The sequence below is a fragment of the Limnohabitans sp. T6-5 genome, assembly GCF_003063315.1.
Classification (GTDB): Bacteria; Pseudomonadota; Gammaproteobacteria; order Burkholderiales; family Burkholderiaceae_C; genus Limnohabitans_A.
This window is the reverse complement of the sequence record NZ_NERV01000005.1, coordinates 15,304-28,021: the sequence shown is the minus strand read 5'-3', so window position 1 is coordinate 28,021 and position 12,718 is coordinate 15,304. Positions and strand designations below refer to the sequence as shown.

General features: G+C 64.6%; 4 protein-coding genes. 1 reads left to right on the top strand and 3 read right to left on the bottom strand.

The genetic code is table 11. The features are described 5' to 3' along the window. Positions 1–16: 16 nt before the first annotated feature. From B9Z51_RS18490 to B9Z51_RS17050, 3 genes are all read right to left on the bottom strand, one after another. A complete protein-coding gene (locus B9Z51_RS18490) occupies positions 17–184 on the bottom strand; it encodes a hypothetical protein (RefSeq protein WP_158272920.1) in 168 nt (55 codons plus the stop codon). Positions 185–2,269: 2,085 nt separating this feature from the next. Next, on the bottom strand, positions 2,270–4,330 hold the full coding sequence (locus tag B9Z51_RS17055) for a sensor histidine kinase (RefSeq protein WP_108376496.1): 2,061 nt from the start codon (positions 4,328–4,330) through the stop codon (positions 2,270–2,272). Positions 4,331–4,558: 228 nt separating this feature from the next. Further along, positions 4,559–8,713 carry a YhdP family protein gene (locus B9Z51_RS17050; RefSeq protein ID WP_233255025.1) on the bottom strand — a complete coding sequence of 1,385 codons (4,155 nt, stop codon included), beginning with the start codon at positions 8,711–8,713 and terminating at the stop codon, positions 4,559–4,561. Between the two features lie 32 nt (positions 8,714–8,745). On the opposite strand from B9Z51_RS17050, the gene glnE reads away from it, so the two are divergent. Further along, entirely contained in the window at positions 8,746–11,484 is a 2,739-nt protein-coding gene (glnE, locus tag B9Z51_RS17045) for a bifunctional [glutamate--ammonia ligase]-adenylyl-L-tyrosine phosphorylase/[glutamate--ammonia-ligase] adenylyltransferase (protein ID WP_108376377.1), read from the top strand. Positions 11,485–12,718: the final 1,234 nt, after the last annotated feature.

Here is a 12,718-nt window from a genome sequence, read left to right as displayed (position 1 = left end):
GTCTCAGTGAGGCGGTTCAAAAAGCGGCGAAGCGCAGCTTGACGGCGTGGTTTTGGCAGATCGGCAGCTGCAAAGTCCGGCTTGCGCAATCCGCCATGACGGGGGTCCAGACGCGACAAAGCCCTCGCTGAGGGGTGAACTTTTCAGCAAGGAGCGATGTGCGGACAAGCAGGGTGAATGTCATGGATACGCCAACGATCAACCCAACCCCGTCAATTTGGAAAAATGTTTGAAATCAATCAGCAGACTTCATTTGTCGGTTGTGACGGTTATTTGTGAGGTTATTGTCAAAATTGACATTTAAAAATACCCAAAGAGGTAACTCCTCGCTGTTATTTGAAGGTTTTTGGGGAAGAAGTGAACCCGCCGCGCCCGACATGGCGGAGCGACGATGCAGCGCCCGAAATGGGGGGGTGAGCCGACAGTGCCCGACTAGGGCCTGTTCGGCATGCCAGCAGATGTCGGGGTCTTCGACCGCCGACCTACGGTGCAGGGCTGTGGTGTTCTTGTAGGTCGGCACTCGAAGAGTCCGACATGGGCGGGTGCACCGGCAGTGCCCGACATGGAGGATGAGCCGACAATGCCCGAAATGGGGGGTGAGCCGACAATGCCCGACTAGGGCATGTTCGGCATGCCAGCAGATGTCGGGGTCTTCGACCGCCGACCTACGGCGCAGGGCTGTGGTCTTTTTGTAGGTCGGCACTCGAAGAGTCCGACATGGGCGGGTGGACTGGCAGTGCCCGGCATGGAGGATGAGCCGACAGTGCCCGACATGGAGGATGAGCCAGCAATGCCCGAAATGGGCCTGTTAGGCATGCCAGCAGATGTCGGGGTCTTCGACCGCCGACCTACGGCGCAGGGCTGTGGTGTTCTTGTCCGTTGTAGGTCGGCACTCGAAGAGTCCGACATGGGTGGGTGGACCGGCAGTGCCCGACATGGAGGATGAGCCGACAGTGCCCGAAATGGGCCTGTTAGGCATGCCAGCAGATGTCGGGGTCTTCGACCGCCGACCTACGGCGCAGGGCTGTGGTGTTCTTGTAGGTCGGCACTCGAAGAGTCCGACATGGGCGGGTGGACTGGCAGTGCCCGACATGGAGGATGAGCCGACAGTGCCCGAAATGGGCCTGATCGGCATGCCAGCAGATGTCGGGGTCTTCGACCGCCGACCTACGGCGCAGGGCTGTGGTGTTCTTGTAGGTCGGCACTCGAAGAGTCCGACATGGGCGGGTGGACTGGCAGTGCCCGACATGGAGGATGAGCCGACAGTGCCCGACATGGGCCTGTTCGGCATGCCAGCAGATGTCGGGGTCTTCGACCGCCGACCTACGGCGCAGGGCTGTGGTCTTCTTGTAGGTCGGCACTCGAAGAGTCCGACATGGGTGGGTGGACCGGCAGTGCCCGACATGGAGGATGAGCCGACAGTGCCCGACATGGAGGATGAGCCAGCAATGCCCGACATGGGCCTGATCGGCATGCCAGCAGATGTCGGGGTCTTCGACCGCCGACCTACGGCGCAGGGCTGTGGTGTTCTTGTAGGTCGGCACTCGAAGAGTCCGACATGGGCGGGTGGACTGGCAGTGCCCGACATGGAGGATGAGCCGACAGTGCCCGACATGGGCCTGTTCGGCATGCCAGCAGATGTCGGGGTCTTCGACCGCCGACCTACGGCGCAGGGCTGTGGTCTTTTTGTAGGTCGGCACTCGAAGAGTCCGACATGGGTGGGTGGACCGGCAGTGCCCGACATGGAGGATGAGCCGACAGTGCCCGAAATGGGCCTGTTAGGCATGCCAGCAGATGTCGGGGTCTTCGACCGCCGACCTACGGCGCAGGGCTGTGGTGTTCTTGTAGGTCGGCACTCGAAGAGTCCGACATGGGCGGGTGGACCGGCAGTGCCCGACATGGAGGATGAGCCAGCAGTGCCCGAAATGGGCCTGATCGGCATGCCAGCAGATGTCGGGGTCTTCGACCGCCGACCTACGGCGCAGGGCTGTGGTCTTCTTGTAGGTCGGCACTCGAAGAGTCCGACATGGGTGGGTGCACCGGCAATGCCCGGCATGGAGGGTGAGCCGACAGTGCCCGACTAGGGCCTGTTAGGAATGCAAGCAAATGTCGGGGTCTTCGACCGCCGACCTACGGCGCAGGGCTGTGGTGTTCTTGTAGGTCGGCACCTTCAGGTCTGACGTTGTGGGCTCGGCACAGGCTCATGTCGGGGCTGAAGCCGACGTCCTACGAATACCCGTCCCACAAATACCCGTCCTACGCAGATCTCTCACGCTTCTGGTCCGACACGCGTAGCGGGCAGGGTGAATCTGAAGACGGTGCCTTTGGGGTCTTGGGCTTCGTAGTCGAGGTGGCCGCCGTGTTGCTCGACCACGGTGCGGCACAGGCTCAGGCCCAGGCCCATGCCTTCGGCTTTGGTGGTGAAAAACGGGGTGAACAGTTGCTCGGCCACGTCCGCTTCAATGCCGGTGCCCACGTCGGTCACGGCAAATTCGACCCAGCTGTGTTCGGCGTTCGAGGCGGCGCGTTTGGCTTGCAGCACCAGCACGCGGTCGCGGCATTCGGGGCGGTCCATGGCCTGCATGCCGTTGCGTGCCAGGTTCAAAAGCACCTGCTCGACCATGGTGCGGTCGCACCACACGCTGGGCAGCTTGGGCTCCACGCGGGTCAGCACCCGCACTTGCAGCTTGCGCGCCTGCAGGTTGACCAGCGGGGCAATGGCGTCCAGCAAGGCTTGCGGGGCCACGGCTTCGCGTGCCTGGTCGCGGCGGCGCACGAAGTCGTGCACGCTGTTGATTACCCGCCCGGCTCGGCCCGCCTGCTCGGCAATGCGGCGCAGCGCCATGTGCACGTCTTCCAGGGTTTGCGGCTGTGCACCCGGGTCGCGCAGCAGGTTGAGCGAGCCGTTGGCATAGCTGGCAATGGCCGCCAGCGGCTGGTTCAGCTCGTGGCTCAGCAGCGAAGCCATCTCGCCCACGGTGGCCAGACGGGCGGTGGCTTGCAGGCGTTCCTGGCTGGCGCGTGAAAGCTCTTCCACCCGGCGCTGCTCGCTGATGTCGATGACCGCGCCCATCCAGCCGGTCTGCTCGCCGCGCACGCTGATCAGCGGTGCCTCGATGATGAGCACCGGAAAGCGCGTGCCGTCCTGGCGCATGAACACCGACTCGAACCCCTCACGCGGTGGCGCATTGCCCGCCAGCCGGATGGCCTGGCGCTGCTGGTACTCGTCCACCATCTCGGGCGGCCAATAGGGCATGGGCGCGTTGCGGCCCAGCAAGTCTTCGGCCTCCCAGCCGACCATCTGGCAAAACGCCGGGTTCACATAGGTGATGCGCCCTTGCTGGTCACGCGCGCGCAAGCCGGTGACCAGCGAGTCCTCCATGGCCTTGCGAAAAGCCAGCGCCTCGGCCAGATCGCGCTCGGCCTTCAGGCGCCGACGCGAGTCCTTGACCAGCAAGACCATCACCGTGATCAGCGCAATCGACATGCCGGTCACCAGCGCCGTGAGCACGTTGGGAAACAGGTCGGGCTCGCCACGCCGCCCGTCCATGCGCAGCACCAGGGTGGTCCCCGGCAAGTCCACCAGCTGCTGCGTGGTGAACACGCGCAGGCCCCGGCGGTGCGCCCCCGAGATGGCCAGCCGCGTGCCATCGGGCTCGATGAACGAGAGTTCGTTGCGTCGCCCAAAGCTCGGCCCCAGCCGCTCGGCCAGCAGCTCTTGCAGGCTGTAAGTCACCACCGTGAAGCCCACCAGCTGACCGAGCTGGACTTGCGGCAGGCACAGCTCCATCACCTCCATGCCCAAGCCGTCTGACTGGGGCAGGTAATAGGTGCTCGAATACGCCGGGCCATTGAAGCGCTGCGCCCGTTGGCAAGCCTGCAGGGCATCGTTGATGACATCCTGTCGGGCGGTGCGCTCAAACGGCGGTGCGCGCAAGGGCGAGTCGGCGTGGGCCAGCAACTGCCAGCGCGGGTCACGCCACTCCACGCGCAGCCAGTCGCGGTTTTGCCGCAACAGCGCCAGTGCCTCGGGCAGCCAGGTGCTCAGCCCATAGGGCTCCGATTGCAGCGCCTGCACCGCCTGCACATGGCGCGACAGGCTGCTGCGCAAATCGCTCACGGCGTCGGCCGTGTCGCGTTCCAGCTCGGCCTGCACCTGGCTGGCCTCGTAACGCCCGGCCAGCCACACCAGCGTGACCAGCACGGCAATCACCAGGGCAATCAGCGCCGCCCACAAAGAACGGCGCCGCAAACTCCAGGGTGATGCGCTGTCCACCGCAGTCCAGGACGCCAAAGCGCTGCGAAAACGTGTGCCCAGTCCATCACGCATGGCAGCGCTCCGGTGAGGTTTGATGGGCGTGTCCAGCGACAAGGGTTGGCATGCAGGTGTGTGATCTGTAAGAGGCTGTTTTGTAGCGGGCTGTTCTGTAGGAGCTTGCCTTGCAAGCGAAACGCCTGCGGACCGCAGGCGCGCTATCGCCAGCAGGGCTGGCTCCTACAAAGATGCGCGCCCTATCGCCAGCAGGGCTGGCTCCTGCAAAGAGGTGCGCCCTGTGTTTCATGGTGCGCGCGGTGCGGGGTTCGGCACGGGCGTCACGATTCGGGTGACGCGGGGCTCGGTCCAGCTGCCGTCGATGAGGAATTCCTGCGAGTTGGCGCGGGCCAGCGGGTTTTGCAAAAACAACTGCGCCAAAAACGAGGTCAGGCCCACCACCGGGTTGACCGCAATGCCGGCCAGCAAAGACGCGGTGCCCGCATCCACCTCGGGCAGGATGAGCACATGCAGCTTCTGCGTTTCGTGGGCGATGTCCGCCAGGCCTTCGAGCTGCACCAGCGCATTGATGCCCTTGATCTGCAAATTTTGGGTGTGTGCCATGCCTTGCAGGATGCTCACATCGCCTTGCACCGAATCGAAGGCAAAACCTTCAGAAAACACGTCCCGAAAATCCAGCAGCAAGCGCCGGGGCAAGGCCTGCAAACTCAGCACGCCCAGCAGCTTGGCCGCGCCCGCATCGGCCTTGAGGAACTGGCCGCGCCCCATCTTGATGGCGAATTGCCCGCTCAGGCTGGGGTAATGCAGCGCCATCGGCGAGCCTTGCCAGCTGATCTGCCCTTCGAGCTGACCGGTGCCGCCGCGCAAAGCCTCGGGGGTGCCCAGCCGCGTGAGCAAGGCGCCCGCGTTGTTCACGTCGAGCCGGAAATTCATCTCGGTTTTGCGTGTGTTGTTGCCGTCACTGGCGGTCATCCATTTGCCGGTGCTGCGCAGCGTGGCCTCGGGCACGCTCAGGTTGAATTTGTTGAGCTGCCACTCGCGCCCCGACTTGCCCCGTGTGCGCTGGGGTTCGCTGTTCACGGCCTCAATTTCCACGCGGCCCAGTTTCTTGCCGCGCAACTCCAGTTGTTCGATCACGATGTCCAGCGCGGGCAGGTTGATGGGGGGCGCCTCCAGCAGGGTCTCGACTGCGGCCACACTCGACGGCGGCAGGTTCAGCCGGGCCAGCCGCGCATACAACTGGCCGGGTTGCTCTTCGGTGGCCTGTCGAAATGCCAGATGGCCATCGAGTTCGCGGGCATCCACGTTGGCCCGCCAGGTCAGGCCGTCGCGTGTTCCACCGGCCACCACCTGGTGCAAGGTGCGGCCATCGGCCGTGAGCGTGCCCACCTGCAGGGCCATGCGGGTGGGCACATAGCCCAGCAGCTCGGCCGGGATGCCACTTTGGGCTGTCGCTGCCCCCGGTGAAGGGGCTGCAGACGCAGGCCACAGCGCCTCCCATTCGTCCACCAACAGCTGATCCAGCGCCACCGTGGCCGACACGCCCGAATCGGGCAGCGCCGCCGCTTGGGGGTTGGTGGCTCCGAGGGTCAGGCTGCCGCGCAAGACCACGGGCGCCGCGCCGCTCAGGTCACGCAAGTAGTTGACCGAAGCGATGCGCCCCAGCTCCAGTTGAATCTGGTCGCGCAACTGCCCACCTTGGCCCAGCACCCGTGTGCGCAGCGACAGCGGCAAGCTGCTGGCCGCGCTCTTGCCCAAAGGCGCAGGCAGCTTCAGCGCCAGGCCCTCAAGCTGGCTTTGCACCGTCAGCTCGGGCTGGCCGGATCGCCACCCCAGTGTGGCGGTGTAGCTGGTGCTGCCACTGGCGTGCCGGGCCAGCAGGTTGGCCAGTGCCACGTCTTTGGCCTCGCGCAGGCCATCGGCGCTGATCTGACCTTGCATGCGCAGCAGCGCGGGCGGATCGTTGTCGCCGGGGGCAAGGCGCAGGGCGCCGTCAATGCGCACGGGTCCGCCCAACCAACGCGCCTGCACGCCCTGCAGGCCCAAGCCGTTTTCGGTGAATTGAAGCGTGCCTTGCGCCTTGCTCAGCGTGGGCATGGCAGGCGTGATGCGCAGGTCATTGCCAGTCAGCACCACACTGCCTTGCACCTTGGTGTTGTGCAGCGCTTGCAAGGGCAGGCTCAGCTTCAGTCGGGTTTGCAGCGTGCCGGTGGCCTGGGTATCGTGCAGCACGCCACCCAGCAAACGGTCCACCGGCGACTGTTGCACCGCAGCCAGCAGCTGGGTGGCCGGGCCTTTGTGCTCCAGTGACACATTCACCGTGGCGTTGTGCGACATGTCGGCGATCTCGGCTTGGGCACTGGTCAAAGCAGGCGCTGTGCGGCCTTCACCAAAGCGCGCCGACGCATCCGACAGCTTCATGCTCAGGCGGTCAAACACCAGCAAACCATTCACCCCCGTCAGCCGTGGCCAGGGCAAACTCTTGGCGGGCGGCACCGGGGCAGGCAACAAGGCCGCCGGGATGTAGTCGAAATCGACATCGCGCAGCCGCCCGGCAAATCGGAACTCGCCTTCTTTGGCGTTGGCAAATGGCAGGCGCGACAAATCACCTTTGATCTTCACCTGCACATTGTTGTAGCTGCCCTTGACCCATGCATCGCGCACATAGTGGCGCACTTGCGCCGACAGATGGACCGGCAAATAGCGGTGCGCGCGTGCGACATCGGCCTGGGTGATCTGGCCCTGCAAGTCCAGCACGCCCGGCCCGTGGCCCCCGGGCGCACTGTGCCACTGGCCGTGCCACTCGCCTTGCAGGTCGGCGTTGGCCAGTTGGAGCCGCCACTGCGGCACATCCCAACGCCCCTTTTGGCGCTTCCAGCTGGCGTCGGCCTGCAGGCTGCGCACGGGCACTTCGGACTCTTCCAGAATGCCCGGCAGGAACACGGCGGCGCCCTCGTCCATGCTCAGCTGCACGCGCCCGTTGGTCTCGGTCATGTCCAGCTTGAGCTGTGCGTCTCGCACGCCGGGCCAAGCGGGTGGGGCGGATGCTGACGTCGAGGACGGGTTCACCGGGGCCCATGCCGCAGGCGGCAAGCTCAGCCGGTTCAGGCTGGCTTGCACGCTGTAAGTGGGCGGGGCTTGCCAATCGCCTTGCCAGCGCCATTGCAAAGACGCCAGCTCGCCGCTGATTTCGCGCTGTTCCAGCAGCTTGGCGAGCTGGGTTGGCAAAGGCAGGTGCAACGCCACCTCGCGCAAGGCCTGCAAGTCCAGGTGATCGGCCTGCAAGCGCCCCTTGGCCGGGCTGCTGCCTTGCGCGTGGGTGACCTCAAGCGCCATGTTGCCGCCAGGCCAGGCCAGGTCGTGCGCGCTGATCTGCGAGCTGGCAAAGGCCAGATCGCGGGTGGACAGCTCAAAACCCGTGGCGCTCAGCCGCCCGGCCACGCGCCCCGACAGGCGCTCAAACACCAGCGGGCTGGGGGGCTCGTCCTGCTTTGTCCCGACTTCTACCTGCAAGTCCGTCAGGTCCACATCGGCCGTGCCCCCCGTCCATTGGCCCAGCGCCACATCGCTCCACACACGCAAAGCGCCGTGCCCAGAGCGAATGCCCAGGTCCTTGGGCAACATCTGTTGCAACTGTGGCCCGATCTGCTGCTGCCATTGCGGCAGATCGACCTGAGGAAAGTAGGCATACACCGGGCCCGACCAATCGGCCAGCCGCCCCGGGTGGGTGGACAAAATCCCCCGCCCCATGCGGGCCATGACCACAAAGCGTGCTCCCCAGCCTTCGGGGGGCGTGGCGTCAAGCCGCACCTCGTGGTGCCGGATGGAATTGCGCAGCACCACATCCAGCTCGCGCAATGCCAGCGTCTGCGGGGCGGTCTGGGGGTGCGTGCTCAGTGGGGTGGTGGCCTGCTCGTCCGTCCAGCGCACGGTGCCCCCGCGCACGATCACCTCGCGCTGCGCAAACAGCCAGTCGGCGCTGTCGCTGTCGCCTTGCGGGCTGCGCTGCATGTCCAGACCGGCTACCTGCCAATGGCCTTGGGCCGTGCGCCGCACATCCAGCTCGGGGGAGTCCAGCACCAGCTGCTCCAGGCCCAGGCCCAACAGCGAACGCACGCTGATGGCCACCATCACCCGGGGCAGGCGCAGCGCCGTGCGCCCCTGCACGTCCAGCAATTCAATGTCGCGCAGCTCAAAAGACGGGGCCCAGCCGGTCGATTCGGCCGTCAGCTGACCGATGCGCACCGGTACCCCGATGCTGCGTCCGGCCAAGCGTTCCAGGTCAGGGCGGTAGTCACCGATTCGCGGCACAATCCAAAAATGCAGCACCCCCCAGGCCATGCCCAGCACCAACCCCAAGGCCAGCAAACCCCAGGCGAGCACCCGCCAAGCACGGGAAAACGCAGCGTTCAAACGGGGAAATCGGGGCAAAGACAGCACAAAAGTTTTGATTCAGAAAGTCAGCAGGAATTATGACCGGCAGTCCCACCCCAGGCATTGACCCAACGCGCCTTGGTGCTTCCCCCGTCCAGGGGGCCTCGTATTCCCGTTTCGTGCAGCGCCTGCAACGCCGCTATGCCGACTGGTTGCCCCTGCTGCCCCCCGGCCAGCCCACCCGCGACAGCCTGCACACCACCTGCGCCGCCCTGAGCGCCAAAGGGCTGGACACCGGCGCGGCCCTGCGCGTGCTGCGCCAACTCACGCTGGAACGCCTCATCCAGCTCGACTGCAACCACCGCCAGCCTCTGGAGGGGGTCACCCACAGCATGACGTGGCTGGCCGAAGTCACCCTCGACATCGCCTGGCAACACGTCATGACCGACCTCGATGCCCTGCACGGCGCGCCCACCAAGCCCAATGGTCAGCGCGCCGAAATGTGGATCATCGGCATGGGCAAGCTGGGCGCCCGCGAACTCAACGTCTCCAGCGACATCGACCTGATTTACGTCTACGACGAAGACGGCGAAACCCTGGGCAACAGCGAAGGCCGCCACAAAGTCTCGTGCCAGGAATACTTCAGTCGCGCCGTCAAACGCATGTACGCCCTGATCGGCGAGACCACCGAGCACGGCTTTGTGTTTCGCGTCGATCTGGCCCTGCGCCCCAACGGCAACTCCGGCCCCAGCGTCGTCTCGCTCGATGCGCTCGAAGAATATTTGCTGGTCCAAGGCCGCGAATGGGAACGCTTTGCCTGGATGAAAAGCCGCGTCATCGCCCCGCGCAGCGCGGTGGTCAACGGCTCGGCCCAGGCCCTGCGCGCCGTGGTGCTGCCCTTTGTGTTTCGCCGCTACCTCGACTACAACGTCTTTGAATCGCTGCGCACGCTTCACCAGCAAATTCGCGAGCACGCGGCCAAACGCAGCGCCGGCCACCCCGAACGCGCCAACGACGTCAAGCTCTCACGCGGCGGCATCCGCGAAATCGAATTCACCGTGCAACTGCTGCAAGTCGTGCGCGGCGGGCAGTTTCCTGAGCTGCGCACCCGCCCCACACTCGACGCCCTGCAACGCGTGGCCAAAGCCGGGCTCATGCCCCAGGCCACGGCCCAGGCGCTCGGTGCCGCCTATGTCTTTTTGCGCCAGGTCGAGCACCGCATCCAATACCTGGACGACCAGCAAACCCATGTGTTGCCCACGGGCGACGACGACTTGGCCTGGATCGCCCACACCCTGGATTACGCCAGCACCGGCGAATTCCTCAGTGCCCTGGACGCGCACCGCGAAATCGTGGCGCAAGAATTTGACACCTTGCTGGGCGGCGACCGCGAATGCAAAGCCTGCAACGGCAAAAACGGCCAACGAGAACCCGCCGAGCTGGGCGGCATCGCCAGCTTGTTCACCGGCCGCATTGGCGAGCGATTGGCCCAGTGGCCAGGCAACCCCCGCGTGCAAGCCCTGCGCGACGACGCCCGGGGCCGCCTCATGCGATTGCTGCAACGCACCGCCCAGTGGCTCGAAGCGGGCCGCGTCAGCGAAGAAGCCGTGCTGCGCATGGTCGACTGGATCGAACCCCTGCTGCGCCGCGAAAGCTACCTGGCCCTCATGCTCGAACGCCCCTCGGTGCACGAACGCCTGCTGCGCCTGCTGGGCGCGGCCAAATGGCCCGCCCGCTACCTGCTGCAACACCCCGGCGTGATTGACGAGCTGGCCGGTGGCAATCTGTTTGACACCCGCTTTGACGCCGCCGAATTTGAAGCCGAACTGCAATCACGCCTGGTGGCCCTGCAACGCACCGGCGAAGACGACGAAGAAAGCCTGTTGAATTTGCTGCGCCGCGCCCACCACGCCGAGCAATTTCGCACCCTGGCGCGTGACGTCGAAGGCGTGCTCACCGTCGAACAAGTGGCCGACGACCTCAGCGCCCTGGCCGACGCCGTGCTGCGCGTGACCGCCCGCTGGTGCTGGAGCCGCCTCAAAAACCGCCACCGCGAAGAACCCGCGATTGCCATCATCGGCTACGGCAAATTGGGCGGCAAAGAGCTGGGCTACGGCAGCGACCTGGACATCGTGTTTGTGTACGACGATGAAGATGAACGTGCCCAGGAAATCTACGCCAGCTACGTGCGCAAAATGATCAACTGGATGACCGTCAAAACCGCCGACGGTGACCTCTACGAAATCGACACCGCCCTGCGCCCCAACGGCAACTCCGGCCTGCTCGTCACCCGCTTTGAAGCCTACGCCGACTACCAGCAACAACGCGGCAGCAACACCGCCTGGACCTGGGAACACCAGGCCATGACCCGCGCCCGCTTCGTCATGGGCCTGCCAAGCCTGGCGCCCCGCTTTGACGCCGTGCGCCACGCCGTCATCAGCGCCCCGCGTGACGCGGCCAGCCTCAAAGCCGAAATCGTCGCCATGCGCGAACGCGTGCGCCAGGGCCACCCCGTCAAAGCCGAGCGCTTTGACGTCAAACACAGCCCCGGCGGCATGGTCGACGCCGAATTCGCCGTGCAATACCTCGTGCTGCTGCACACCGCCGCCCACCCGGCACTCGCCGACAACATCGGCAACATCGCCCTGCTCATCCGCGCAGAAGCCGTCGGCCTGCTGCCCATGGGCCTGGGCCAGGCCGCCGCCAACGCCTATCGCGAAATGCGCCGCCTGCAACACCGTGCGCGTCTCAACGAAGAACCCACCCAAGTGGTCCCCAGCACCCTTACCAGAGAACAAGCCGCCATCCTGGCCCTGTGGCGCGAAGTCATGGGTTGAGTAGGCTCCAAATACCCCGCGTGCCGACGGGGAACAACGGCATCGTGTCTACGCAGGTCGGCGCTCGAAGACCCCGACGTTTGTACGTGATCCACCACCACCGCCCAAACAAACGCGCTCGTCACGCAAACCCATGTCGGGTTCTTCGACCACCGACCTACAAAACCCCAATTACCGGAATGTCCGCACTGCCTTCGTAGGTCGGCACTCGAAGAGTCCGACATGTGCGTGAAGTACCACCACCCCTCAAACAAACGCGCTCGTCACGCAAACCCATGTCGGGTTCTTCGACCACCGACCTACGAAACCCCCATTGCCCGAAATGTCCGCACTGCCTTCGTAGGTCGGCACTCGAAGAGTCCGACATGTGCGTGAAGTACCACCACCCCTCAAACAAACAGCGCGAGCACACAAACCCATGTCGGGGTCTCCGACCACCGATCTACGAAAACCTCATTGCCCGAAATGTCCGCACTGCCTTCGTAGGTCGGCACTCGAAGAGTCCGACATGTGCGTGAAGTACCACCACCCCTCAAACAAACGCGCTCGTCACACAAACCCATGTCGGGGTCTCCGACCACCGACCTACAAAAACCCCATTGCCCGAAATGTCCGCACTGCCTTCGTAGGTCGGCACTCGAAGAGTCCGACATGTGCGTGAAGTACCACCACCCCTCAAACAAACGCGCTCGTCACACAAACCCATGTCGGGGTCTCCGACCACCGACCTACAAAAACCCCATTGCCCGAAATGTCCGCACTGCCTTCGTAGGTCGGCACTCGAAGAGTCCGACATGTGCGTGAAGTACCACCACCCCTCAAACAAACGCGCTCGTCACACAAACCCATGTCGGGGTCTCCGACCACCGACCTACAAAAACCCCATTGCCCGAAATGTCCGCACTGCCATCGTAGGTCGGCACTCGAAGAGTCCGACATGTGCGTGAAGTACCACCACCCCTCAAACAAACGCGCTCGTCACACAAACCCATGTCGGGGTCTCCGACCACCGACCTACAAAAACCCCATTGCCCGAAATGTCCGCACTTCCTTCGTAGGTCGGCACTCGAAGAGTCCGACATGTGCGTGATGTACCACCACCCCTCAAACAAACAGCGCGAGCACACAAACCCATGTCGGGGTCTCCGACCACCGATCTACGAAAACCTCATTGCCCGAAATGTCGTCACTGCCCTCGTCGGTCGGCTGTCGAAGACCCCGACGTCTGTACGCC

Excerpts from the sequence above, each read along its gene's own strand:
- B9Z51_RS18490 (WP_158272920.1), bottom strand. The coding sequence starts at position 184 with ATGACATTCACCCTGCTTGTCCGCACATCGCTCCTTGCTGAAAAGTTC.
- B9Z51_RS17055 (WP_108376496.1), bottom strand. The coding sequence starts at position 4,330 with ATGCGTGATGGACTGGGCACACGTTTTCGCAGCGCTTTGGCGTCCTGG.
- glnE (WP_108376377.1), top strand. The coding sequence starts at position 8,746 with ATGACCGGCAGTCCCACCCCAGGCATTGACCCAACGCGCCTTGGTGCT.